Here is a 24,314-nt window from a genome sequence, read left to right as displayed (position 1 = left end):
TGAGAGGAGTGCGTGCGTGACCAATCACAAGCTATGGCGCCTGCTGCTTGCAGGCGTGCTGATGGCGGCAGGTGTGTGCGTGGGCCACGCGCAAACGGTGTCGCCGCAGCGACTGCTGGAGATGGTGGATATCGCCAGCCCCACGCTGTCGCCGGATGGCCGCAGCGTGGCCTTTCGTACCGAGCAGGCATCGGTGCAGCGCAATACCTACGACAGCATCTGGTATGTGCAAGGCCTGCAGGATGCTGCGCCCAGACGTGTGGCCGATGGCGGTGTGCCGCTGCGCGATTCGGCCGGTGGCGCGTTGCCTGCGAAGGTGGTGTGGTCGCCGGATGGCCGCTGGCTGTACTACCGCGCGTTGCTCGATGGCGTGATTGCGGTGTGGCGCGCAGCGGCGGATGGCTCCGGCGCGTACGTGGTGACGCGCGATGCGGCGGACGTGCGCGACTTCGCGTTGGACGCGGAGGGGCGGGTACTGTGTTACCGCGTCGGTGCCACGCGCGCGCAGGTTCTGGCGGCCGAGCAGGACGAGTATGCGCAGGGCATCCGGATCGATGACACGGTGCCGCTCGGGCAGGGCCTGTTCCGCTCGGGCAATGTAGAAGGGCGGCTGGCCACGCAGCGCTTTGCTGGTGTGTGGTTCGATCGCGCCGGGTTGTCGGCGGATGTGCCGGAGCACTGGGTGGCGATGGACCTGGCGACGGCAAGCACACGGCCACTCGCCGCTGCGCAGGTGCCCGCGGAGGAACCGCCCGTCAGTGCGCTGCGCGGTATCGACGGTGATGCGTGGCAATCCGTGCGTGCGCCGCAGGGCGACGCGGTGGCGGTGCTGTCGCGTGTGGGTGATGGCAACGGCCAGCTATACCGGCCGCAGGTGGCGCTGTCGGTGTTGCCCGGCCCACGTACACGCAAGGCGCTACGCTGCACGGCGGCGGCCTGCGTGGGCAAGGCGATCACCGCAGTGCAGTGGCGGCCGGGCAGCGCGGAGGTGCTGTTCACCATCACCGATCCTGCGCTGGGCCTGGCGCAATCCATCCAGCGCTGGAATCCGGCCACCGGGCAGGTGCATGCGGTGGTGCAGGGGCGGGGTTTGATCAATGGCGGACGCGATTCCTCCACACACTGCGGTGCGTCGGCCGCTGCGCTGGTGTGCGTGACAGCCGAGGCCGATCGCCCGCCGCGTCTGGAACGTATCGCGCTCGAAGATGGCGCGCGGCAGGTGCTGTTCGATCCCAACGCGGAGCTTGCGGCGGACATGGCGCGTGCGACGCCCGCACGGCTGTTGCAGTGGCGCGATGCGCGTGGACGTCAGTACAGCGGTCAGTTCTTTGCGGCACGCGGTGATGGCGCGGGCAAGCTGCCGTTGTTCGTCACCTACTACAGCTGCCCGGGCTTCGTGCGCGGTGGCGTGGGCGACGAGTGGCCGCTGGCCGCGTTGGCGCAGGTGGGGATTTCGGCGTTGTGCATCAACCAGTTGCCCGGCTACACCATGGATGCGCTGGAACGGCACGGCGAGGGGCTGGCGGCAGTGGAAAGTGCGGTGGCGTTGTTGTCAGCGCAGGCCGGCATCGATTCTACGCGCGTGGGCATGGGCGGGCTTAGCTTCGGCGGTGCGGTGACCCTGTGGACGGCCACCGAGTCGAACTTGCTGGCCGCCGCCTCGGTCGCCAACCCGGTGGTGTCGCCGACGTACTACCTGTTCGGCAGCATGAAGGGTGAGCCCTTCCTTAAGGGCTTGCGCCAGATGTGGGGCCTGGGCGCACCGGAGCAGACGCCTGAGCGTTGGAAGGCGTTGTCGCCGGCGTTCAAGTTTGACAGGATCCGCGCGCCCATCCTGTTTCAGCATTCCGAGCAGGAGTATCTGTATGCACTGGATTACGTTATTCCGCTGCTGCGTGCGCAACGTGCCGAGCTGTATGTGTTTCCGAACGAGCCGCACCAGAAGTTTCAGCCGCAGCACAAGTTGGCGGTGTATGCGCGCAATGTCGATTGGTTCCGCTTCTGGCTGCAGGACTACCAGGACGCTGCGCCGGAAAAGGCCGCGCAGTACGCGCGCTGGCGTGCAATCAAGGCGGCACTGCCGGCGCGTGGCGATTAGCGTGCGTGATGCCGTTTGCGCGTGGCACACGTTGCCACGCACATGGCAGGCTTCCAGGCAGCGCAGGCAACATCAGCCTTGATGACGGACCCAGTTCTCGACCGCACACAGGTCGAAGATGCGCATGACGCTGTGGTCGCCGTCGGCCAGCGTGTGGTCGAAATGGTGGCGCAGGGCATCGGCATCCAGCAACCCCTGGCTTTCGAGTCGACCATGCAGCAGATAATCGCGGATCTGCTGCCTGCCCTGACGATAGACCGCGCCGGAATAGTTCATGAAGGTGCCTTTGCTGCGGCGGTGCAGGATCTGTGCAGGCAGCACCTCGGCAAACGCATCGCGCGCCACCGCGCGATTGCGGCCGCCGTCGATCCACATCCAGCTCGGCACGTTCAGGCAGGCTTCCACCACCGGTTGCGACAGCAACGGCATGCGCAGATGCCATGACGCGCTGCGCGCCAGTCCATCGCGGAACACCTGGGTGCCGGCCAGATCGAAGATGCGTTCGCGGTCGCCGGGCAGGCTGCCGGGCGGGGCATCGAACCAGGGATGCGATTGCAACCGAACCTCAGCCTGCGTGCTTGGCAGAAACGATCGCTCCGGCTTGCGCGGCGGGCCGGCCTTGGCGAGGAGTTTCTTCATCGTCAACCTGCCTGCTTTCCAGAGCGTGCATTGATGCAGCTCGGCGAGATCGTGGATTGCGCTGAAGCCGGCGCGCAGGCCGCCTGCGCGGAAGGCATCTGCGGCGGGCGCGGCGGTTCTGGTGTTGCAGAACACGGTGTCGCCACCGCCGCCGGAAAAGAAACTGGTAATGGTCAGCTGCCTGCTGATCGCCTCTTTCAGCGCATTGGAGGCATGCTGCAGAAACCAGGTGCTGGGCGCGACCGCATGTGCCGGCGGTGCGAAATCGACCGGCGCAGCGTCGAATCCGAGTGTCCGCACGATCAGCTCGGTGCCCAACAAGTCACTCATCTGCCGGGCATAGTGGCGCTCGTCGGCGCCAGGCACCGGCGTAACCAGGTTGCAACATGCCACGCGCGCTGTGGTGTCTTTCAGACACGCGGCGAGGATGGACGAGTCCAGACCGCCAGAGAGTTCCAGCAGCACAGACGCATCGGTCTGCGCCCAACACATGATGCTGGAGGCCACCGCCTGACGTACCTGCGCCTGTGCGGCGAACGGGTCGTGCCGGCGCTGCGGTGCTGCGACGAAATCCCAGGGGTTCCAGATCTGTTCGACACTGCTGCGGTTGGGCTGGAGACACAGCTGGCTGCCCGGCAGCAATTCGCGCACGCCGGCAAGCCCGGTGCGCTTGGTCTTGAGGTGCGGATAGTGCAGATGATGGGCGATGGCGTCCCAATCGATCTCACGCGTGTACATACCCGCACGCGTGGCGATCGAGATGTCTGAGGTAATGAAGCCATGCTGTAGCGCGTAGACGCATGCCACGCCGCCGGAAGGCTCGCGCATGACGGTGATGGCGCTCGGATCCTCGTGCGGTGCATGCAACAGCAGGTACTCGCCCCAATGCGTATCGATCAGGTGCCGCGTCCGCCGTGCTGCCGACAACGCCTGCAGCGATGCGCCGTCCACCACTGGGGTGTTGTCGCGCCGCGAAAAGACATGGCCGATCAGTGCGCTGCCACCGGGCACGTCGAGTACAGGCGTGTCGTCTGATGCATACAGATCGATGCATTCAGCGCGTAGCCGTGGAAGTAACCCGATCTGTCGCAGCGCCTCATCGACAGCGACGCGGTTGCCATCGCGGTGCGTCTGCGGATGATTGAGCAAGGCGATGTAGCGGTACATCACACCACCCGGATGGGCGTATGCGCGTGGACGTTTCCAACCGTGTCGTTCAAGACCAGATCGCCCGCCTGTACCCAGCAATGCGCCGAAAACGGATCGAGCGCGACGCCGAAGACAATCCGGGCATCGAGCTGGCGCCTATGCAGGAATCTGGCCAACGCGACCGAATCGAGCAGGCAGCGCATCTCGACCGGCACCCACACGCGTGCGTGCCTGAAGACCGATGCCGCATCGATGAGCCGTTGCTCGAGCCGGGCGACCGAGCGTTGTTGCAGTCCCCGGCGCTGTGCTCCAGCGGAGAGGCTGCCGAGTATCTTACTGAGCGGAGTGCGCTTCAACGCCAGCCGCGTGGACAGCACGAGCGCCAGCACTTCAAACAGTTCAAACAGCTGTGGTCGTCGCGCTGGTATGGGCGTCTCCATCGCGCTACGCGCAACAGGCATGACGGAAGGCTGCGGGCCGGCAGCCGCTTGCGACCCTTCCACAAGCAGCCCCCGTTCGACAAGGCCGTCGATCTCCGGCTCCGATACCGGCTCTTGCGCCAGGTAGGCGAGCAGGGAGTGTTCTTGTGCACTGGGCAGACGGAAGTAGCGGTCGTTGCCGACATCCAGGAACACCAGGCGCTCGCCAATGCGGCAGAACGATAGGTCGTCGCGCAATGTGTAGCGGTGCATGGCATTGTCCTGGAGAGAGAAGGGGCGCACCGTTCGAGTGCGCCCCGTGGCCTGTGAAGTTGCCTATCGGCATCTGCAGCCGAGTGGCGCCTGCCGCGCGTTGGCAGTGCCTAGTCCTGGCTGATGCCCAGGGTGGTGATGCCACCCATTTCTTCGCCTGCCAATGGCCCGCCCTGTGTGTCCAGGCTTGCGACCCCGAGTACGATGAGATCCTGATCCAACGCCGTGGCGCGAGCGTCGTTGTTGCTGGTATCCATGGTCTCTACTCCTGGTGGGAGAGGCGTGCGCATAGGCACGCCTCGGGTTCACTCTTCGGAAATGCCGGGCACATTGAAGCCGCCGATCTCTTCGCCAGCGAGCGGGCCGCCTTTGGTGTCGGTGCTGGCAACGCCAAGCACCGTGATCTCGCTGGATGCATCGCTGTGGGTGGTGTCGTTGCTGTTCATCGCTGTCTCCTAGTTATGTCATGGGGCTCCATGACATGCACAAGGTAAGAAGCGAGGAATCTGATTTTCAAATGATTACTGCGTTGCACGCCGGTAATTAAATCCGGTCTGTGATCGATGCCCGGAATGACGGCACTTTTCTAGGGAACCTCTGAACAACGCACCACAGATACGCGACACTACCCGCCTGATGTTGAGGAGTGATCCATGCAACTGACGTTCGGTGACGCTGAGGGCCTGGGCAAGCGCAAGCAGACCCGGCGCGAGATCTTTCTGGCCGAGATGGAGCAGGTGGTTCCGTGGCAGCAACTGCTCGGTCTGATCGCGCCGCACTATCCGGTATCGGGCCGGCCAGGTCGGCAGCCGTACGCACTGGCGACGATGTTGCGGATTCATCTGCTGCAGCAGTGGTATGCGCTGAGCGATCCGGCGATGGAAGAAGCACTGCACGAGATCCCGACCTTGCGGCGGTTTGCCCAGCTCGGTGGCTTGGACAACGTTCCGGACGAGACCACGATTCTCAACTTTCGGCGCCTGCTGGAGACCCATGGCCTTGCCGCGCGGATGCTGGAAGCGGTCAACGCGCATCTGGCGCGCAAGGGCCAGAGCCTGCGGTCGGGCACGATCGTCGATGCGACGCTGATCGCGGCGCCCAGTTCGACCAAGAATGCCGACAACGCGCGCGACCCTGAGATGCATCAGACCAAGAAGGGCAATCAGTGGTATTTCGGGATGAAGGCGCACATCGGCGTGGATGAATTTTCCGGGTTGGTGCACCACGTCCATTGCACAGCCGCCAACGTCGCCGATGTCACGGTGATGCACACGTTGCTGCATGGCAAAGAAGACAGCGTGTTCGGCGATAGCGGCTACACCGGTGCGGACAAACGCGAAGACCTGCAGGCCTGCAAGGCTGCATTCTTCATCGCCGCCAGGCCCTCGACGATGCAAGCCCTCGGCAACAAACGCGAGCGTGCTCGGGAAAGACGTTGGGAACACTTCAAGGCCAGCGTGCGCGCGAAGGTGGAGCATCCATTCCGGGTGATCAAGCGCCAGTTCGGCTACACCAAGGTCCGCTATCGCGGCCTGGCCAAGAACACCGCGCAGGTGCTGACCTTGTTTGCGCTATCGAACCTGTGGATGAAGCGAAAGCAGTTACTGCCGACGATGGGGAACGTGCGCCTGTAACCCGGGCAACACCCTGCAAACGCGCCGGAAACGGCAAAAAAATCGAGGATCTGAGCGCCGTCAGCCTGGTCGATGTGGTTAGGCTCATCCTCCGATGCCGTTGATCAGACCATCCCTAGCGCTGCTACAGGCAGCCAATGCACTATCGCGTGTCGCGGCTACGCTCGTTCAACGCAGCGACAATGCGTGGCACAGCCTGTTTGCGTCGTGCGTGATAAGCCTGCAAGGCCGACTGCAACGCCACGAAGTCGCGTCGTTGCCAGTGATGCTCTAGCGCCACCAGCTCGTCGTCGACCGCGTCGAGCATGCCCTGTTTGGCACGGCGTATTGGCGCCAGCCGGTCGTTGGCCTGTTTGACAGCACGGTGCAGTGACCAGTGGGAGGTGCCGCGCGCGATCGCGTCGAACAGTTTCCAGGTCTGCTTCACCACATCGTCCTGCGTGGTGGTCGATTCCGGCGCTATGATGATGCGTGGCACAGGTGCCGTGCCGATATCGCAGGCCATCGACAACAGGCGCTCCATCCAGTCGTAGAGATCGCGCAACGCTACTTCGGTGAGCAACGGCACCTGCAGGCCATAGCGTGCGTGATCGGCAACCAGCCCTTCGCCGACCAGGCGATACAAGGCAAAACGCACCGGGGTAGCGCTGGTGTTGAATTCGCCAGCAAGCTTGCCTGGATCGATCCGTTGACCGGGCAGGTAGCGCCCGGATTGCAGCGCACGTCTGACCTGCTCATAGACGAACGCACTCTTGGAATGAATCGCACTCATCGCCGAACTCCTTGTCTGCGTACGATGGCTGGATCGTACATGGAATGCAGAGGTGCACGAGGGCGGTCGTGTGCGTTTTTTCAATCCATCGCAGATATAGCATTACAGGCATGGTGCAATATCACTGCACCATGCCATGCAAACGCGCCTGCACCATTGTTCAAATCTAGCTGCGATTAAATTGCGGCTTGTTCACCAATCCGTCGGCGCATAGTCCTTCAGAAACTGCCCCCACACATGCTCGCCGGTGTTGGCGCCGTGGATGATCGGGTCGACGATGCGCGCGGCGCCGTCGACGATGTCCAGTGGCGGGTGGAAGCGTTCCTGCTGCACCTTGAGCGCGGCGATGTCGGCCGGATCCTCGTCGGTCACCCAGCCGGTGTCGACGCTGTTCATGTGGATGCCGTCGTTTTGATAATCGGCCGCCGAGGTGCGCGTCATCATGTTCAACGCGGCCTTGGCCATGTTGGTATGCGGGTGCCGGGTGGTCTTGAAGTTGCGGTAGAACTGCCCTTCCATCGCCGAGACATTGACGATGTGTTTGTCGCGCTCGGGTGTGCGCAGCATCAGCGGCTTGAGGCGCGCGTTGATGATGAAGGGCGCGATGGCGTTGACCAGTTGTGTTTCCAGCAGCTCGACCGACGGCACTTCGGCCATCAGCAGGCGCCAGGAATTGCGGCCGCGCAAGTCGACTTGCTGCAGATCCTGATCGAGACGGCCTTCGGGAAACAGATGTTCCTGGGCCACCAGCTCGTCGTCCAGCAACGCGACCTGCGACAGCTCGGCGGCGCGGGTGAGGCCATCGGCATCGGCGAGGCCGCGCCCGTGCACGGCCGGCAGCGCGGTGGCCGAGGCTTCGCGCAACAGCTCGGGCGTGCGCAGGCCTTCGTAGTGACCAACGAGCTTTTGTACGGTGTCGGGTAACGCATCCAGCGCGGCGGTTTCGTTGGCCATCATGTGCGCGTAGAACTGCGGCGGGCGGCGCACGGTCTGGCAGGCGTTGTTGATGATGAAATCCAGCCTTTCGCGGGTGGCCAGCAGCTGGCTGCAGAACGCTTCCACGCTGGGGGTGTGGCGCAGGTCCAGGCCGAATACCTGCAGGCGATGGCCCCACTGCGCAAAGTCCGGCTCTTCCGCATAACGCGCGGCCGAATCGCGCGGGAAGCGTGTGGTGACGATCAGCTCGGCCCCGGCGCGTAACAACTTCAAGCCAGCCTGATAGCCGATCTTGACCCGCCCACCAGTGAGCAATGCCACGCGGCCGCGCAGGTCGGCGGTTTCGGTGCGCTTGAAGAAGTTGAGCTCTGCGCAAGCCGGGCACATCTGGTCGTAGAAGTGGTGCAGCTGGGTGAACTTCTGCTTGCACACATAGCAGTGACGCAGCTCGGGCGAATGCATCGGCTCCGGCGTGGCGGTTGCGTTCTCGCCGTTATGCGCATCGTGCAGACCAGCGGCATGCGGCGGGAAGACGTTTGGCGTGCTGAACACCGGTTTGCGCCGCAGCGCACGGATACCGCGTTGCTCGAGCAGCGCCTCGGCCTTGCGCACCTTCTCCTGATGCCGTTCGCGCTCGCGTTGCTTGAGCAGCTGCCGCCGCGCCTTCGGCTCGGGGTGATAGACCTTGGCCACCACCTGGTGTAGGCGCACGCGGTCGGCTTCGGGCAGCGCGTCGAGCACGCTGCGGTCGGCCTCGATGGCCTCCAGCAGGTCCAGCGCCACGCGCAGGCGGTCGGTGAGGGGCAGGTCGTCGGCGGGCAGGGGCGGGGCGTTGGTGTTCAAGATGGATCCGAAAAGAGCGGCAGAAAGCGAAGCGAACGCAGCGGGCAGCTGATGGCGGACCGCGATGGACAGCTGGACCAGCGACCGCGACGGCCCGGGACCCTGCTGCAGCAGGCCGGAACAGCCGGCTGGCGGCTATTTTCGCCGATCCTGGGGTGTCGACGCCAATGGGGTGCCAGGCCAGACTGCAGTTGTCGCCAGCCAGTACGCCTCCATCGTGCGCGATCAGGTCAAGCGCTACGACATGACCAAGATGATGAGCGATCCGGACACCGTGAGTGCGTTGGTCAAGCAACAAGGCCTGCCGATCCAGATCCAGAACATCACGCTTGGCCGTGCGCGTCCCAATCCGGATGTGTTGCAGCAGATGAATCTCACCGCTGCGCAGCAGCAGCGAGTCAAAACCTTGGTCGAGGCGACGACTGCAGAACGGCAGCGCGAGCAGGAACAGGTCGCCAAGGCGGATGCCGACAACGCCTACCGCAATCGCATGGAGCTGACGCCTGAGCAGTACCTCGCCAGCCAGATCGCCGAGCTCAATGCAGAGGCCTGCAAAAAGGCGCAGGCGTGTTACATGGTGCCGTCCGGCACATCTGTGATTGCTAAATAGCGTGCGGTATTGATAGACGGCAAGCCAACGCGCTTGTTGCCTTGCTGTGTGTCTTCGATATTCAACAGCGCATGGCTTGGTGCGTTTGCCCAAGCCACCAAGGCTGCTCACGCACTCTCCAAATCGGGTGAGCTAGGGTTGGTTCTTACTGTTGTTGTGGGAGAAGACACCATGGGCCTGTTGGTCGACGGCAAGTGGCAAGACGGTTGGTACGACACAGACAAGAGCGAGGGGCGTTTCGAACGCTCGCAGTCGCGATTTCGTAACTGGGTGACACGCGATGGCAGTGCAGGGCCGCACGGTGACGGTGGCTTTCAGGCCGCTCCGAGGCGTTATCACCTGTATGTGTCGCTGGCCTGCCCTTGGGCGCATCGCACGTTGATCTTTCGTCGCCTGAAAGGCCTGGAGGCGATGATTGATGTCTCCGTTGTGCATTGGCTGATGGGCAAGCACGGCTGGACCTTCGCGCAGGGCCCGGGTGTGGTGGGCGATGCGATTCATCATGCGCAGCATCTGTACGAGGTCTATCTCAGCGCCGATCCTCACTACTCAGGGCGCGTGACCGTGCCGGTGTTGTGGGACCGCGAGCGCAATACGGTGGTCAGTAACGAGTCGGCCGACATCATCCGCATGTTCAACAGCGCGTTCGACGAGATTGGCGCTGCAGACGGCGACTTCTACCCAGAGCCGTTGCGCGAGCAAATCGATGCGGTCAATGCGCGCGTGTACGACACCGTCAACAATGGCGTGTACAAGGCGGGCTTTGCGACCACGCAAGCTGCGTACGAAGAGGCGGTGGTGCCGTTGTTCGAGACATTGGATTGGCTTGAAACGCGTTTGAGCCAGCAACGCTATCTGTGCGGCGAGCAACTTACCGAAGCAGACTGGCGCCTGTTCACCACGCTGGTGCGCTTCGATGCTGTGTATGTGGGGCACTTCAAATGCAATCTACGGCGCATTGCCGACTATTCGCAGTTGTCCGGCTTTCTGCGCGAGCTCTATCAGATGCCGGGAATCGCCGGGACGGTCGACTTCCAGCACATCAAGAATCACTATTACCAGAGCCACGACATGATCAATCCCACCGGCATCGTTCCGGTGGGGCCGGTGCTGGATCTGGATGCGCCGCATGGGCGTGGTGGTTGATGTATCTCCCAGCCGCGCGCCGCCGCGCTCAAGCACGCTGCCGCGTTGACCGAAGCGCGATTGCGGCAACCGTATGTACTGCCAAATGCTCAGCGTTTGGCAGCGCTACGCATGATCAGCGTTGCCGCACCCACCGAGATGGCGTCTTCCACTACGCCGGTGCTGGTCTGGCCATAGCGTTCGATTGCGCGCATGCGTGCGTTGAAGGTGAGATAGGCCGCAGCGACGGCAGTGGTAGCGCCGAGCAGTGCAGCGATGCCGCGTTGCTCGCGTGGCGCCAGTGCCGTGCCGACGATCACACCGGTGGCGATGCGGGCGATCATGCCGGGCAGCACGATGCGGTCGGGTGCGGTCTTCATCTTGTCGCCGGCCAGCTCACCACCGGCGAGCGCGAGCATGCCGGCCGATGCGAGCGGATTGGCAAGCAGCTTCGGTGCGCCGTTGTTGGCGGGGAGGTTGCCAGTGCGGGCCGCATTGGCGACCGCCGCCAGCGGTGTCATCGAGCGCATGCCTGCAACCGCGGCCATCAGGATCGAATGAATCAGGGACATGTGGACCTCTGCAGTGATGCGCTTCAGTCGATGCAGGTTGGGATCCTGCAGCCAGCGCTGACGTGAGTGGGAGCGCAAAGCCTAGGACGTCACATGTGTGCGAGATGGCAAGGTGGTGCCCGCAATGTGCAGGCACCTGGGCAGGGCATGCAGTGCCGGCCTTGGCGTCACGCGATGTGTGGGATTACCGCGGACGCTCAGACTGCGCGATCAGACCGATAGGGACACGCCCGGGTCTTGAGCCTGTTGGCGCTGACCGAAACTGATGGCGGCCGGTACCGCCAGTCAGTGAGCAAAGTGGCGTGGTGGGTGCATTCGATGCGCTTACGGTTGCTTTGCAAGCTTGCCCGTACGCCACGCCATCCACAGAACCGTGACGCCTACGGCCAAGCACACCAGCACGCCCGGCAGCGATGCTTCTGGGCCAAAGGGGCCGCCGGTGAGCCATTCGGCGATGCCAGGGCGAGCGGTGCTACGAGCAATCGCCGGACCCATGTCGGTCCCTGACACGGCTGCACCGAAGACATAGCCCTGGGTGAAATTCCAGGCGATATGCACCCCGATCGACATCCAGACCCGGCCGGTCAAGGCATAGAACGCGCCCAGCAGGATGCCGGCTTCCAGCGCGATGCAGATCGCAGCAAAGACCGTGGCGTGCGGATTGGCGATATGGCCGAAGCCGAACAGCGCCGCAGACGCGGCGAAGGCGATCCAGGGACCGAACGCGCGCCAGATCAGGCGCAGGAAAATCGCGCGGAACATCAATTCTTCGATCACGCCCGCCTGCAAGGCCTTGCGGACTGCCGTCCATGCCGGTGCCATGCCCAGTGCCTGGATGTCGTACAGCCCGAACACCGCCATGATGCCCATGACCGTGGCGAACATGGCCGCACCGATCAGCAGGCCGACGATCACCTGGGGCAGCATCGGTCGCACGGCGAGCTCGCTGGCGCGCCGACCTTCGGCCAGGCGCACTGCAAGCACATAGACACCCAGCCCGACCGCGATACCGACAAGGCTGGCGAGCAGTTGCAGGGGGCCGGAGTCCTTGGGGAACAGGCCGCCGACAAACCTGCCGGCCATGGGCGCCAATGTGGCAACCACGACAAGCAACACCACCGCCCAGCCGATCGCGCGGAGCCAACGCAGGCGCCCAGGGTGCAGAAACTTGCGATCACCCAGTTCGATCTGGTGCGTCGTGGGTCCGTTCCCGATGAAGGAACGTCCGGCAACCGGTTGCAGTGGTGCGTGCATGTACGACTCCATGTGGTGTGGTTGCTAGAGAGTGGGTGGGTGAGGCAGGGCGGCGGCTGCCGCGGCGCCCGGTTTCAGGTGGGTGAGACGCTGTCACGCAACAGATGCTTCAGCCCATGCGTGATGCCGCGCGGCGCAACGCTCAGGTGATCTTCGTCGTTGAGCACCTCCAGTTCGATCTGCAAGGATGCATAGCCGCGTGCGCGCAAGCGCCGCACCATGGCCTGGGCATCGGTGACCATGTCGTAGTTCTGGTGGTAACGCCGTTGTTCGTACTCGCCCACATACAGGTAGACCTGCGCGGGGAGATCCTTGCGCTTGGCTGCGGATGCGGCTTCCAGCGCCGTCATCGCATGCTTGCCGTACCAATAGGACGGGCTGCCGAGGAGGTAGCCGGAAAACATCTCGGGCGATTGGAGCAGGATCTGCGTGCCCAGCAAGCCGCCGTAGGAGTGGCCGTAGTACAGGCGCTTGTGCTCGTCGGTGCGATAGCGTTTGGCAACGAATGGCAGTACGTGATCACGCAGGTAGGCGATGTAGGCGGCGCTTTTGCCATGTGTCGCAACGGGTGGAGCGCCTTCACCATCCTCGGGTGTGGGCGTGTAATCGCGCCGGCGGCCGGGCATCGGCTCATCGCCCACCGCGTACGACAGCCCAACCAGAATGAAATCTTCGATCGCCGGGCCTTCGCCATTCAAGCGGCGTGCGATCTGTCGCACCACCGGAAACGCGTAGTCGCCGTCGGTGGCGTAAAGCACTGGATAGCGACGACCCGGGTTGTCCGCATAGCCGCGTGGCAGCGCGACGAACACTTGGTAGTTGCGTCCGGAGGCCGGATCCGGGACATCCCAGACCTGAGTGTCGACCATTTCATACGGCTTGCCTTCACCACGTTGCCTGGCTGGAATCGCGGCTTTTGCAGCTGCTGCGGGAGCCGGTTTTGGTCGCTGCTCCACACGCTTGGCCGGCGGCGTTGGCGGTGCATCGGTGCAGCCAATGAACAATAAGGCGAACAGCCCTGTCAGCAGTAACTTACTCAACGTGGTCTCCTGGCCGCACTTGGCCGTCTTGCAGGCGGCCAACGTAAGTCAGCGCGGACGCGCTTGCCATGTCGTTGGGATTGGTGCCGGGCAGGCCCTGCGGAACTGCCATGCCTTTGCTGCGATAGAAATCCGTCCAATACGGTGAAATCTTGCCGGTTTGCAGGTTCTTGAAGTTCATCGGCTGCAGTGCGAAGACATGATGTGCACGGAACGCGCGTTCGATGAAATCCGAGCAGTAGTAGCTGTTGTCGTCCTGCACGTAGGTTTCGTTGTATGGCTTGCCGAGCATGCGCCGTGCCTGGGCGATGGCGTCGGGGATCGCAGCGCGATAGGGCTCGGTGAGCCGATACACGCTGATCTGCCGATGCTTGGCGTTGGCTTCGTCGACGAAGTCGCTCAGTGCTTGCTGCCGCGAGCCTTTGTCGTCGGCGTGCAGCACCACTTGTGTGTCGCCTTGATGGGCGACTAGCGCCACATGGTCGAAGCTGGGTGCGTCCTGCTTGGCGGTGGCATCGTCAATGGCGCCGCTCAGGCCGGTGCGGGCTGCGGTGACGAACAACAGATCGCCGTCCTGTAGCTGCACTGCGATGGAGGTTGCGGGCAGCAGTGCCAGTGCAAGCACGGCAAGCAAGAGGAGGGTGCGCATGGGCGGCCGGCAGGTGATGCAAGGGGCGACCATTATCGCCAAGAACGGCGGCGCGCTGCCGATGCGGTAAGCGCTCTGTAGAATGCAGCTGCCAGCGGGCGTCGCCGCCGCCATCGCGTCGCGGCAATCCTTGTCCGTCTGGAGTCTTGCATGCGTGCTTCTTCTGCGTTGTCGCCGATGGGTCGGCTGTTTGCCGTGGCTGCGTTTTTCGAGGGGTTGACCTGGGCCGGGTTGCTGCTCGGCATGTTGCTCAAGTACGGCACACACACCACCGAGGGTGTGGTGTGGCTGTTCGGGCGCCTGCATGGCGCCGCGTTCCTGTTCTATGTGGCGGTCAGCGTACTTGCCGCGTTGCGTTTGCGCTGGCCTTGGTGGGCCTGGGCGCTGAGCTTGTTGGCCGCGTTGCCGCCGTTGGTGACGGTGCCGTTGGAGATGTGGTTTCGGCGCATTGGTTTGTTGGGTCAACGCACACGCAGCGGTGTCTGAGCGCATCAAGGCAAACTAGGCACTGCGGAGAATGCCGTGCATGGCACGCGGCATGTCGCTACGCAACGCCCCCGATGTCACGCCAGACCATGGACTCAGCAAACGGCCTTTGCCACCATAGGCATACCAAGGAAGAAGCGGAGTGCAGCAATGCGTTATTGGACGATGGTGGCGACTGCCGTGCTGGCAGGCGTGATGGCGGTGCCGTTGCACGCGCAAACCCCGCAGGAACCGCTGGATCTGACGCCGTATCTCAGGAACGACCAGTTCGAGCGCATCAAGATTTCGCCCTCGGGCGCGTATTACGCCATCACGATGCCGTTGGAAGATCGCACCGTGTTGGGTGTGGTGCGGCGCGAAGACAAAGTGGCCACGGCCAAGGTGACCGGCGGCGCCAATAGCGTGGTGGACGATTTCTGGTGGGCCAACGACGACCGCATTGTGGTGTCGATGGCGCAGCGGCTGGGCTCGCGCGATGAGCCGATGGCCATCGGCCAATTGCATGCGATCGATGCCGACGGCAAGAACGGGCGGCTGTTGGCCAGCCCCTACGGCACCAACGATGAGATCAATGGTGCGCAGTTGAAGATGGAGTTGGATCCGGGCACCTTCATGCTGGACACCTTGCCGGGCGATCCACGCAACATCCTGGTGTCGTCGATTCCGTTCGTCGGCGACCCGAACATCCGCATCGACAAGCTGGACATCTACACGCGCCGGCGCAGCACGGTAGCCACTTCACCGGTGCGCCGCGCCAGTTTTGTCACCGACCGGCAGGGGCGCATCCGGTTTGCGCACGGTGCGGACGTGGAAAACGCCAGCAAGCTGTATTACCGCGACAACGACCAAGCGCCGTGGAAGTTGATCAACGACTCGGCCACCAGCCACCATCGCAAATTTCCGCTTGGCTTTTCTGCCGATGGCACGCAGGCCTATCTGGAAGTGGAGCAGGCCACCGGCACCAATGTGGTGGTGGCGTGGGACCCGGCTACCGGCAAGTCGACGCCGCTGTTGCACGACGACACCGTCGACCCCTATCGGATCCTGCAGGATCTGGACGGCACCACGCCGATCGGTGTGAGCTACATGAGCGATCGGGTGCGCAACCGCTTCTTCGATGAGAAAGCGCCGACTGCGCGGTTGTATCGCAGTCTGGAAAAAGCCTTTGACGACAACGCGGTGTACATCACCTCGGCCACCAGCGATGGCCGCTTCGTGCTCGCCTATGTGTGGAGTGATCGCAATAACGGCGACTACTATCTGTTCGATACGGTGAGCAAGCGTGCGGACCGTGTGTTCAGCCGCCGCGAATGGTTTCCGCCCGATGGTGTTCCGGCCAGCAAACAGGTGAGTTTCAAGGCGCGCGATGGTCTGCAGCTGCATGGCTATCTGACCCAGCCGTTGAATGCCGAGCCCGGCAAGCCGTTGCCGCTGATCGTGATGCCGCACGGTGGGCCATTCGGTATCTTTGACAAGTGGGCGTTCGATGACGACACCCAGCTGCTGGCTGCGGCTGGCTATGCGGTGCTGCGCGTCAACTATCGCGGTTCGGCCAACTACGGGCGTGCGTTCACGCAGGCCGGTGCCAAGGAATGGGGCGGGCGCATGCAGGACGACCTCACCGATGCCACGCACTGGGCGATCACGCAGGGCGTGGCCGATGCATCGCGCATCTGCATGTACGGCGCCAGCTATGGCGGCTATGCGGCGTTGATGGGCGTGGCCAGGGAGCCAGGCTTGTACCGCTGCGCTGCCGGCTACGTCGGCGTGTACGACCTGGACATCCTGGCGCGCGACAACGCCAGTCGCGCGCGCTGGGCCAAGAACTGGACCGGTGATTGGCTGGGCGCACGCGAGACCTTGGCGGCACGCTCGCCTGTGACCTTGGCGCGCCAGATCAAGGTGCCGGTATTTCTGGCTGCAGGCGGCAAGGACGAGCGCGCGCCGGTGACGCATACCGAACGCATGGAGCGCGCACTGAAAGTGGCCGGTGTGCCGGTGGAGTCCCTGTATTTTCCCAACGAAGGCCACGGCTTCTATACCGAAGCGCATCGGCGTGAGTACTACACGCGCTTGCTTGCGTTCTTGAACAAGCAGCTGGGCGGCCGCACGGCGAAGTAAGCGCTTGGTGGTTGCATCCGGTTTTGTCCGGATGCAACGTGTGGCCGAGCAGCGTAGTGGTGGTGCGGGATGTTCAGGCTCCGGACAAGGCTGTGCCTGGTTGGCAATGTCGCCTGATATGCCTTGCGTATTTATCGGTAAGGCATCGCGGCCAGGGCCGCTCCTACGCGACAGGGTGCCTGCGTCAGCGTGCGCAGGTCGCCGGCGCTTGGTGCGGCGCCGGCGACCGTGTTGCCTGTGCGCCGCTCAGTTCCTCGGCATCGGCTTCATCTGATACTCCGCCGGCGGCGTGGCGCCGAGCAGGTACTGCACGAAATAATCCCATCGGCGGCGTGTGACATACGGTGTGAGATCGCCATAGCCATGTTTGGCGTTGGGCAGCATCAGCATGTCGAAGTTCTTGTTGGCCTTGATCAAGGCATCGGCCACTAGCAAGGTGAGATACGGCGGCACGTTGTCGTCCAGGGTGCCGTGCACCAGCATCAGCCGGCCCTTGAGGTTGCCGGCGCGGCCGGCGTTGGCCTGGTCGTCGTAGTTGGACGTGCCATCCTTGTTGACGATGTGTTCGCCGTGATACTTCTCGGCCCAGTCGTCTTCGTAGCCGCGGTTGTCGTGGTTGCCACTTTCCGACCAGGCCACCTTGAACAGATCGGGATAGCGCAGCATCGCGGCGGTGGAGGCGTTGCCGCCGCCGGAGTGGCCCCAGATGCCGATGCGGCTGGTATCGAACCAGGTATAGCGCTGGCCGAGTTCTTTGATCGCGGCGACTTGGTCGGGCAGCGTGTTGTCGCCCATGTTGGCGTACCAGGTGTCGTGGAAGGTCTTGCTGCGCCACGGCGTGCCCATACCGTCGATGGCGATCACGATGAAGCCCAGCTCGGCCAGCGATTGATTGTCGCCGTGGCCGGCAAGGAAACTGCGGCCACGTACCGATCCGGTCTGCGGGCCGGGATAGATGTAATCGATCACCGGGTATTTGCGCGCCGGGTCGAAGTTGCTGGGCTTGAACATCAGCCCGTACAACGTGGTCTTGCCGTCGCGCGCCTTGACCGTGATCGGCTCCGGCGGCACCCAACCGGCCGCCTTGAGGCGGGTGATGTCGGCAGTGGCGATCGTGCTGACGCTGCGTCCGTCGCCGGCATTGCGCAACAGCGTGATTGGCGGGGTGACTGAGGTGGAATAGGTATCGACAAAGCGCGCGCCATCGGGCGAGAGCGCAATGTGGTGATCGGCCACTTCGGGTGTGAGCAGCACCGGCTCACCGCCGTCCAGGCTCACCTTCCACAGCTGCTGGTAGTACGGGTCCACGCCCGGCGAGCGGCCCACGCCGACGAACCACGCCGTGCGCGTCACCGGGTCCACGCGCAACAACTCGGTGACGTTGCCCTCACCGGTGGTGATCGCGCGCTTGGGTTTACCGGTGCCCAGATCGTAGAGATACAGCTGGCCCCAATCGCTGCGTTCGGAGAACCACACCGCCTCGTTGCTGCCGGGCAGGTACGCCCAATTGGCGGCGACCTGGCCGCTTTCGTAATAGGTCTTGGCGGTTTCGTCGAAGGCGGTGCGCACCTCGCCAGTGGCGACATCGGCAATGCGCAACCAGGTCTGCTTGTGGAAGCGCGAGGTGGAGGCGAAGGCCAGCGTCTTGCCGTCCGGCGCCCACTTCACATCGTCCCACAGGCCCGGCGAGCAGCTCACGTCGTCGCACAGGGTGGAGCGGTGCTGATCCGGCGGCAGTTTCAGCCGCAGCACGCTGCGCGTGGGCACGTCGATGACCACGCGCTCGATCATGGTCACGTCCTTGTCGCCGGCCAGCGGGTATTTCCACGATTGCAGTTCCGGATGCCCGAGCTTGGTGCTGACCAGATACATGTCGCCGGTCTTGCGCTGGTCCTGCTGGAAGGTGGCGATCTTGCGCGAGTCCGGCGACCAGGCAACGATGGCGTTGTCGCTGTGCTGCCAGCCGGCGTTGTCGGTGGCGTAGCCGAAATTCTCCACGCCGTCGCGGGTGAGCTGGGTTTCCTGGCCGCTGGCCAGATCGCGTACCCACAGGTTCCAGTTGCGGATGAAGGCTTCGCTGCGCTTGTCCGGCGACGGCACGCCCGGCTCTGCCTTGTCCTTCGCATAGAGCTTGCCGCAGCGCGCACGCGTGTCGCAGACCACGGCGGTATCGCGGACGTTGAGGCGGTAGCGGCCATCGGCGGTGCGCTTGACCACCGGTGCGAACGTGTCGGCCTTGAGCGGTTTGTCGCCGGTCTTCAGCAGCGTATTGAGCGAGCCGACCAGCGCGGACTGCTTGAACAGCGGCGCGGTCTTGCCGGTGGCGGTATCCAGCTGCAGCAGCCGGTTGCCGGTGGCATCGTGATCGACATAGACCACATGGGTGGCGTCCAGCCAGTCGATGCGCGTGGCTTGGTGATCGACCAGCGGTTGCGCCAGATAGCTGGTGAGGCGCTCGGCGCGGGCGTAGTCGGCCCCGGTCACGCTGGGGACCTGTGCGCTGGCCAGCGCGGGCAGCGCGGCGATCGCCAGGGCGGTGAGCAGGTGGCGCATCGGCAACGGTGTGAGCATGTGGACCTCGTCGGAAGGGGCGCGCGTCGATGCGGTCGACGCAGCCCCCTGATGCTACCTGGGCCGGCGGTGCGTGTGCCTCTGCCATAGGTCGTGCCATGGCCGTAGACCAAGCCGTTGCGACAGGCGCAACGTGCGCCGACATCCGGGGTGTGCCGCGCGGCAGGGCGTGTGGCTACTTGCCCATGCAGCGCTTCCAGCGCTCGTTCACCCGCTGCGCGAACCAGGCGGTGGTGAGCGTGCGGGTGATCTTCGGGCTTTCCAGGGTGATACCCGGCAATACGGCGCGCGGCAACGGTTTGCCGGTGCTGCGCTCGGCCAGCGCGAACACCTGGCGATACAGATCGGTGTCCTCGAAATCGGCCGTATCGCCGGCTTCCAGCGCACGGCGGAGTTGCCGGTCGCTCATCGCCAGCTGGCTGCCCAGGGCGCGTGCGGCGCGTTCGGTGCCGCCGGGTGCCTCCAGGCTGGCGCCGGGTGTGAGCAGGTCGCCGTCCAGCGCGAGCGCGATGCCGCTGGCCTTGCTCAGCGCGGCCTGGAAGGCGGCATTGCGGCTGGCGTACCAACCGGCGTTGAAGTCGGCGAAGCGGTACAGCAGTGCGTCGTAACTGGCCGGATACCCGAGCAGATGTCTGGTGCCGAACCACAGCCCGCCGCGACGGCTGAAGACTTCATGGCGCATCGAGTCGCCCGGTGGATACGGATAGCGCTCGGCGTGCTGCTCGGCAAACGCGATGCTCACCTGCATCGGCCCGGCGGTGTGCACCGGATTGAGCCCGTCGAACAGGCGCGCGCCCAACGGCACGCTGCCGGTGAAATCCTCGAAGATCTTGCTCAACTCCTGCTCGGTGCGCGCGCTCGCAATGCGCGTGGCATAGCTGCGGCCATCGGGGGAGTCGATGCGCAGGGCGGCGTCGACCATGAAGCCGGGAATGTGGTGCGCACTGGCGCGGCGGTCGATCTCCGCGCGCGAAATCTTGCCCAGGTTGGGAACGACAGGGTTGGCCTGATAGGTTGACTCCTGCTCGGTCACCGCCAGCACCGCGCAGATGTGCTCGGGGCTGGTGTCCAGCGACTGCGAGGACAGCGCCACATACACATCGTTGGCCCAGCCGGCGCGATCGGTGAGGGTGGCCGGCAGGCGCCGGGCGATATCGGCCTTGACCGCATCCGGAGAGCGCTGCGGCGCACGCGGGGCCTGGGTGGCGCAGGCCGACAGCAAGGCGACGGCAAGCAACGTGAGCAGGCGGGGCAAGCAGGATGTCACGGTGTCTCCAGATCTCGGGCGGCGGCTGCCGTGCGGCAGTTTACGTCGCTGCCGGACAGGGATCAGCAGACACCGGCATACACCGGCACACACGGGATGCCGGCAGCTCGCTGCGTCGGTCGCTCCGATTCAAGCCAGGTGCGATCAGGCCGATAACGAGCTCGATCAGGAACGTCGCGATCACGGTGCCTGGCATGCCTGCCGCTCATCATTGCAGAGGTTGCTGCATCGATGTCGCGTTCAAGCAGACGCCGACCTTGCCCAATTCCACCGCTGTCCACCCATGGGAGTGCCTGAAATGCCGCAGCAACCAGCAAGCCCGGTTCGGGTCGGAGGTGTCGCCGTGGTCACGGTCCCGGCGCGTTGTGCCTTGTCGCCGTCATGAGTCGCCGATGAGCCTTCTTGCGGCACGCTGGCAACGGGTCTTCGCAGGGATCGCATTACTGCTGAGCAGCGCGGTGGTGTGGGCGCAGCCGCAGCCGTGGAAGGCGATCGAATCGGCCGCAATCGACGACCCCAAGGCCGCGTTGCAGACCGCACAGACCTTTTTGCAGCAGGCGCGCAGCAATGGCGACGCCGACGCGCAATTCTGGGCCTTGCTGGCCCAGGCGCGCATCCTGATCTCGCTGGAAGACAACGATCATCGCCAGCTGGTGCTCAGCCAGGCGCGTACCGTGTTGGAGCAATTGCATGGCAACGCCGCGCAGGCGCAGCTGTGGCTGGATACCGTGCAGGCACTGAGCGATGTGCGCGAGAATCCCAATCGCGGCATGGTGACGCGGCTGGAAGACCTGCGTCAGCGGGCGCGGGCACTGGGTCGCAACGATCTGCTGTGCGAAGTGGAAGCGGTCGACATGTGGAGCATGCTGGCCTCCAGCAGCAGCGATGAAGCATGGAAGGCGGCGCAGGCCAGCTACCAGTGTGCGGTACGCGAGCACACCTTGAGCCTGGAGCTGGACGCGTTGACCCAGCTGGGGTCGCTGGCCAGCCGTGTCGGTGGGCGCATGGCAGAGGACAGCGAAGCCGAAGATTATCTGCAGCATGCCCTGACGCGCCTGCACGGCCAGCCGGCACGCTTCCAGCGCAGCCTGATCGAATACGAGTACGGCACTTCGCTGGCCGCGCAGCAACCCGAGGCCGCCTTGCTGCACTTCAAGCGCGCGCTGGCGCTCAGCCGCGAGCTCGGCGATCAGGCCGGCGTGGCCGCGGCACTGACCAGCGCCAGCGAAGCCCTGAGCGAAACCGGCGATGCGAATGCGGCACTGGCAATGGCGCGCGAGGCACTGCCGCTGATGCAGAAACAAGGCAATGTTGGTCGTATCGCCGCGTGTCATGCGGTGTTGCTGCAGGCATTGACGGTGTTGAAGGCAGACAGTCTGGGGGCCGAGATCATCGCGGCCAGGGCGGCGGACGACCCGAACCTGACCTTGAGCCGGCGTGCACAACTGCTCGATGCCATTGCCCAGGCGCTGGCAGCGGAAGGCCGCCATGCCGAGGCGTACCAGGAACTACAGCGCGCCAACACGCTGCGCGCACAAAGCCTGGACCGCCAACGCGACACCGTGATGCTGCGCTTGCAGGCGCGCTACGAAGATGCCCGCCGTGGCGCCGAAACCGCCGAGCTGCGCCGCCGCAGCGAGACTGCGCAACTGGCCTTGCAGGCGCGCGAAGCCGGCCAACGCACGCTATGGATCGCGCTATGTGCGGCCTGCCTGCTGTTGCTGGGCGCCTTGGTTGTGCTGGCCTTCGGTGCGCGCCATCGCCGTCAGCTGTCGCGGCTGGCGATGCGCGACGAACTCACCGGCCTGCCCAATCGCCGCGCCATTCGCTCTGAAGCGCAACAGCAGATCGAGCAAGCGTTGCGCTCGCAGATCCCGTGCATGCTGGCGTTGATCGATCTGGATCACTTCAAGCTGATCAACGATGTGCACGGTCACGCCACCGGCGATGCGGTGCTCAAGGCACTCGCCAGCGCCTCGAAGCTGGCTTTGCGCACGCAGGATCGCCTGGGCCGCCTGGGCGGCGAAGAATTCCTGCTGGTATTGCCGGGCTGCAACGCGGAAGAAATTCCTGCGGTGTTCGCGCGCCTGCGCAGCGCCGTGGCCGCCATCCAGATTCCCGGCCTGCCGGCAGACCAGCCGGTGCGGTTCTGCATGGGCGCGGTCAGTGTCACCGCCGCCACCGGGCTGGACGTGCTGCTGAGCCAGGCCGATCTTGCGTTGTATGCAGCCAAGACTGCAGGGCGCGATCAATGGGCGGTGTGCTGAGCGTGCGTGCGTCGATCGCGTATTTGCGAATCGCGCTTTTTAAATCGCTGGGGTCTGCAGTCGCGCTGCAGCATCGATCAACGATGCCACCCTAAACCGCATGACGTTTTTCATCGCAGTGCGTTGTGCATCTGCGTGTGAGGTGACCAGTGCAGTGAAGCGAGCAGACTCGATCGCGCCTTGCGGACCACGTGTCGCGGTCCGCAAGGCGCCACCGACGATACCGTCGTGCTTACTGGCTGACTTCCTGCATCGGCACCTTGTGCTCCTTGGAATACGCGCGCTGCGCGGTATTCAGGGCTTCGATATCGACATTGAGCTGGGCCGACACGGTTTCCAGGTCCTTGGCCAGCGGTGCCAGCTCGGTATTGGTGTAGCCGTTGGGCAGTGCAGCAAAGCGCTCCAGCGCGGCCATCATCGCGTCGGCGCTCTTGAGGTAGGCCGACAACTTGCCGTCCAGGTCCTTGGCGTTATCCGGCACGCCCGAGGCCACGGCGGCATTGGCCTGCGCATTGGCGGCAAGCGCCTTGCGTTGGCTGCCCAGCGCGGTCTTGTAGCTGTCCAGCGGCTTGTGCGCGATGGCATCGTTCACCAGGCTCTGCCCGCGATCGCCGGACACCCACGGGTCGATGATGGTCACCGCGCCATTCCAGACCGAGATGTTGTGCAACAGGTACTCGCTGGAGGAGAGCTTGGAAGCGCCGGTAGTGGTGCCGCCGCCGCAGGCAGCAAGCAGCAGACTGAGAGAGACAAGCAGGAGTGTGGTGAACGTCTTCAAAGCGAAAGATCCTTGAGGGAAGACTGTTGCCGCCGTTGCATGGCGTCACAGCAAAAAATCCAAGGAAGCGTCCAGACAATCCGCGTGGCAGTGCTGCCGGCCATCTTCCTTGAGACGAATGCAGCGTGGAGCGTTCCATGTCACTCGATCGAGTGCGCTGCGCGGCGATTATAGCGGCTGCGACCAGGCTGCACGTGCATAGTGTCGTGTTGCAGTTGAAGGCCGCGTCCTATCTGCGCGATCACGCCGACAGGCGCCGATGCAAAGTGCCAGCGGTAAACTGCGTCGCACGATTGCAGAGAGGCCTGCTTGAAAAAGCGTCCCAAATCAGCACCACCACCGACGCCGGTACCTGCCAATTCCCGCATCGTCGACTGGCTTGTCCGCCTGGTGGTCCTCGTGATCGCGGTGGCCTGTTGCGGGCGGCTATGGTTGTTGCTGCAGGCGGTGATCAGCGGGCGCTATGTCAGCGTCGTCCGTGGTCGGCCGGCCAGGACGTTCTATGCCGAGACCGACCCGCAGCGCTACTGGATCTCGATCGGCTGGGACGGCCTGTTGACCACTGCCCTGTTGGCGATGGTGGGTGTGTTTGCGTATCTCGCATGGAAGGATTACCGGCGCGATCGTGCCGAGGCCATGCGGCGCGGCAGACGCTGATGGCAGGCTACGCCCACCGACCATCTCGACGGGTCCTTGCCCGCCCACCATCGCGGGACCTTACGCGGCATGGATGCCGCGTAAGAGCCTACATGGACGTACTTGCGGCGTGTCCCGCGATGGTGGGCGGGCAAGGGCCATGCAGCCAGGCCGC

Annotated in this window: 20 protein-coding genes and 1 pseudogene; 8 read left to right on the top strand and 13 right to left on the bottom strand. The window is 64.2% G+C overall.

Translation table 11 applies throughout. The annotated features are described in order from the left end of the window. The first annotated feature begins 16 nt into the window (after window positions 1–16). Window positions 17–2,098, top strand: a complete 2,082-nt coding sequence (locus tag NMB96_RS02330) for an Atxe2 family lasso peptide isopeptidase (RefSeq protein ID WP_225970130.1) — start codon at window positions 17–19, stop codon at window positions 2,096–2,098. A 72-nt stretch (window positions 2,099–2,170) separates the two neighbouring features. On the opposite strand, the gene NMB96_RS02325 is transcribed toward NMB96_RS02330, so the two are convergent. From NMB96_RS02325 to NMB96_RS02310, 4 genes are all read right to left on the bottom strand, one after another. Further along, a complete protein-coding gene (locus NMB96_RS02325; protein WP_255086131.1) occupies window positions 2,171–3,904 on the bottom strand; it encodes a lasso peptide isopeptide bond-forming cyclase in 1,734 nt (577 codons plus the stop codon). Then, entirely contained in the window at window positions 3,904–4,578 is a 675-nt protein-coding gene (locus tag NMB96_RS02320; protein ID WP_255086130.1) for a lasso peptide biosynthesis B2 protein, read from the bottom strand. The genes NMB96_RS02325 and NMB96_RS02320 overlap by 1 nt, the downstream gene beginning before the upstream one ends. A gap of 110 nt (window positions 4,579–4,688) precedes the next feature. Further along, window positions 4,689–4,835: a benenodin family lasso peptide gene (locus NMB96_RS02315; RefSeq protein ID WP_023905250.1), complete on the bottom strand. Its 147-nt coding sequence runs from the start codon at window positions 4,833–4,835 to the stop codon at window positions 4,689–4,691. A 48-nt stretch (window positions 4,836–4,883) separates the two neighbouring features. Then, window positions 4,884–5,024, bottom strand: coding sequence for a lasso peptide xanthomonin 1 (locus NMB96_RS02310; RefSeq protein ID WP_023905249.1), 141 nt, complete (start codon window positions 5,022–5,024; stop codon window positions 4,884–4,886). Window positions 5,025–5,231: 207 nt separating this feature from the next. On the opposite strand from NMB96_RS02310, the gene NMB96_RS02305 reads away from it, so the two are divergent. Further along, window positions 5,232–6,212: an IS5 family transposase gene (locus NMB96_RS02305; RefSeq protein ID WP_255086129.1), complete on the top strand. Its 981-nt coding sequence runs from the start codon at window positions 5,232–5,234 to the stop codon at window positions 6,210–6,212. Window positions 6,213–6,354: 142 nt separating this feature from the next. Here the strand turns inward: NMB96_RS02305 and NMB96_RS02300 are convergent, their stop codons facing one another. Both NMB96_RS02300 and NMB96_RS02295 read right to left on the bottom strand, forming a co-directional pair. After that, window positions 6,355–6,984, bottom strand: a complete 630-nt coding sequence (locus NMB96_RS02300) for a GntR family transcriptional regulator (RefSeq protein ID WP_255086128.1) — start codon at window positions 6,982–6,984, stop codon at window positions 6,355–6,357. 192 nt (window positions 6,985–7,176) lie between these two features. Continuing rightward, entirely contained in the window at window positions 7,177–8,763 is a 1,587-nt protein-coding gene (locus NMB96_RS02295) for an SDR family NAD(P)-dependent oxidoreductase (protein ID WP_023905245.1), read from the bottom strand. Window positions 8,764–8,956: 193 nt separating this feature from the next. On the opposite strand from NMB96_RS02295, the pseudogene NMB96_RS02290 reads away from it, so the two are divergent. Together NMB96_RS02290 and NMB96_RS02285 are read left to right on the top strand one after the other, a co-directional pair. Beyond that, window positions 8,957–9,373: pseudogene (locus NMB96_RS02290) on the top strand (SPFH domain-containing protein); the annotation flags it as partial. 171 nt (window positions 9,374–9,544) lie between these two features. Then, on the top strand, window positions 9,545–10,519 hold the full coding sequence (locus NMB96_RS02285) for a glutathione S-transferase family protein (RefSeq protein WP_183086639.1): 975 nt from the start codon (window positions 9,545–9,547) through the stop codon (window positions 10,517–10,519). An 89-nt stretch (window positions 10,520–10,608) separates the two neighbouring features. Here NMB96_RS02285 and NMB96_RS02280 read toward each other — a convergent pair whose 3' ends face one another. From NMB96_RS02280 to NMB96_RS02265, 4 genes are all read right to left on the bottom strand, one after another. Further along, on the bottom strand, window positions 10,609–11,070 hold the full coding sequence (locus NMB96_RS02280; RefSeq protein WP_043889465.1) for a DUF4126 family protein: 462 nt from the start codon (window positions 11,068–11,070) through the stop codon (window positions 10,609–10,611). Between the two features lie 324 nt (window positions 11,071–11,394). Beyond that, window positions 11,395–12,336 (bottom strand): CPBP family intramembrane glutamic endopeptidase, encoded by a 942-nt coding sequence (locus NMB96_RS02275; protein WP_023905241.1) that lies wholly within the window; start codon window positions 12,334–12,336, stop codon window positions 11,395–11,397. A gap of 62 nt (window positions 12,337–12,398) precedes the next feature. Next, on the bottom strand, window positions 12,399–13,364 hold the full coding sequence (locus NMB96_RS02270) for an alpha/beta hydrolase (protein WP_023905240.1): 966 nt from the start codon (window positions 13,362–13,364) through the stop codon (window positions 12,399–12,401). Continuing rightward, on the bottom strand, window positions 13,357–14,013 hold the full coding sequence (locus NMB96_RS02265; protein ID WP_255086126.1) for a YiiX/YebB-like N1pC/P60 family cysteine hydrolase: 657 nt from the start codon (window positions 14,011–14,013) through the stop codon (window positions 13,357–13,359). Before NMB96_RS02265 ends, NMB96_RS02270 begins: the two co-directional genes overlap by 8 nt. Before the next feature lie 150 nt (window positions 14,014–14,163). Here NMB96_RS02265 and NMB96_RS02260 point away from each other — a divergent pair, with 150 nt between their 5' ends. Both NMB96_RS02260 and NMB96_RS02255 read left to right on the top strand, forming a co-directional pair. Further along, the gene (locus NMB96_RS02260; protein WP_255086124.1) at window positions 14,164–14,499 is read left to right on the top strand and encodes a DUF3817 domain-containing protein; all 336 of its coding nucleotides are present in this window, start codon (window positions 14,164–14,166) and stop codon (window positions 14,497–14,499) included. Window positions 14,500–14,649: 150 nt separating this feature from the next. Continuing rightward, window positions 14,650–16,620, top strand: coding sequence for an alpha/beta hydrolase family protein (locus tag NMB96_RS02255; RefSeq protein ID WP_255086122.1), 1,971 nt, complete (start codon window positions 14,650–14,652; stop codon window positions 16,618–16,620). Window positions 16,621–16,866: 246 nt separating this feature from the next. Here NMB96_RS02255 and NMB96_RS02250 read toward each other — a convergent pair whose 3' ends face one another. Next, window positions 16,867–19,191, bottom strand: a complete 2,325-nt coding sequence (locus tag NMB96_RS02250; RefSeq protein WP_255086120.1) for a S9 family peptidase — start codon at window positions 19,189–19,191, stop codon at window positions 16,867–16,869. A gap of 175 nt (window positions 19,192–19,366) precedes the next feature. Next, entirely contained in the window at window positions 19,367–20,458 is a 1,092-nt protein-coding gene (locus tag NMB96_RS02245; RefSeq protein ID WP_255086119.1) for a DUF1615 domain-containing protein, read from the bottom strand. 392 nt (window positions 20,459–20,850) lie between these two features. Between NMB96_RS02245 and NMB96_RS02240 the strand changes: the two genes are divergently transcribed. Beyond that, a complete protein-coding gene (locus NMB96_RS02240) occupies window positions 20,851–22,725 on the top strand; it encodes a GGDEF domain-containing protein (protein ID WP_255086118.1) in 1,875 nt (624 codons plus the stop codon). A gap of 232 nt (window positions 22,726–22,957) precedes the next feature. On the opposite strand, the gene NMB96_RS02235 is transcribed toward NMB96_RS02240, so the two are convergent. After that, window positions 22,958–23,503, bottom strand: coding sequence for a hypothetical protein (locus tag NMB96_RS02235; RefSeq protein ID WP_006452317.1), 546 nt, complete (start codon window positions 23,501–23,503; stop codon window positions 22,958–22,960). A gap of 309 nt (window positions 23,504–23,812) precedes the next feature. Between NMB96_RS02235 and NMB96_RS02230 the strand changes: the two genes are divergently transcribed. Continuing rightward, a complete protein-coding gene (locus NMB96_RS02230; protein WP_255086116.1) occupies window positions 23,813–24,160 on the top strand; it encodes a hypothetical protein in 348 nt (115 codons plus the stop codon). The last annotated feature ends 154 nt before the right edge of the window (window positions 24,161–24,314 follow it).

The sequence above is a fragment of the Xanthomonas hortorum genome (genome assembly GCF_024339125.1).
Classification (GTDB): Bacteria; Pseudomonadota; Gammaproteobacteria; order Xanthomonadales; family Xanthomonadaceae; genus Xanthomonas; species Xanthomonas hortorum.
Note: the sequence above shows the minus strand (reverse complement) of the source record. Positions and strands in the feature narration are given on the sequence as shown.

What these genes read in the sequence shown, in the direction of transcription:
- NMB96_RS02280 (WP_043889465.1), bottom strand. Translation starts at nt 11,070, where the DNA reads ATGTCCCTGATTCATTCGATCCTGATGGCCGCGGTTGCAGGCATGCGC.
- NMB96_RS02250 (WP_255086120.1), bottom strand. Translation starts at nt 19,191, where the DNA reads ATGCTCACACCGTTGCCGATGCGCCACCTGCTCACCGCCCTGGCGATC.
- NMB96_RS02300 (WP_255086128.1), bottom strand. Translation starts at nt 6,984, where the DNA reads ATGAGTGCGATTCATTCCAAGAGTGCGTTCGTCTATGAGCAGGTCAGA.
- NMB96_RS02240 (WP_255086118.1), top strand. Translation starts at nt 20,851, where the DNA reads ATGAGCCTTCTTGCGGCACGCTGGCAACGGGTCTTCGCAGGGATCGCA.
- NMB96_RS02255 (WP_255086122.1), top strand. Translation starts at nt 14,650, where the DNA reads ATGCGTTATTGGACGATGGTGGCGACTGCCGTGCTGGCAGGCGTGATG.
- NMB96_RS02260 (WP_255086124.1), top strand. Translation starts at nt 14,164, where the DNA reads ATGCGTGCTTCTTCTGCGTTGTCGCCGATGGGTCGGCTGTTTGCCGTG.
- NMB96_RS02320 (WP_255086130.1), bottom strand. Translation starts at nt 4,578, where the DNA reads ATGCACCGCTACACATTGCGCGACGACCTATCGTTCTGCCGCATTGGC.
- NMB96_RS02275 (WP_023905241.1), bottom strand. Translation starts at nt 12,336, where the DNA reads ATGGAGTCGTACATGCACGCACCACTGCAACCGGTTGCCGGACGTTCC.
- NMB96_RS02265 (WP_255086126.1), bottom strand. Translation starts at nt 14,013, where the DNA reads ATGCGCACCCTCCTCTTGCTTGCCGTGCTTGCACTGGCACTGCTGCCC.
- NMB96_RS02315 (WP_023905250.1), bottom strand. Translation starts at nt 4,835, where the DNA reads ATGGATACCAGCAACAACGACGCTCGCGCCACGGCGTTGGATCAGGAT.
- NMB96_RS02325 (WP_255086131.1), bottom strand. Translation starts at nt 3,904, where the DNA reads ATGTACCGCTACATCGCCTTGCTCAATCATCCGCAGACGCACCGCGAT.
- NMB96_RS02285 (WP_183086639.1), top strand. Translation starts at nt 9,545, where the DNA reads ATGGGCCTGTTGGTCGACGGCAAGTGGCAAGACGGTTGGTACGACACA.
- NMB96_RS02305 (WP_255086129.1), top strand. Translation starts at nt 5,232, where the DNA reads ATGCAACTGACGTTCGGTGACGCTGAGGGCCTGGGCAAGCGCAAGCAG.
- NMB96_RS02310 (WP_023905249.1), bottom strand. Translation starts at nt 5,024, where the DNA reads ATGAACAGCAACGACACCACCCACAGCGATGCATCCAGCGAGATCACG.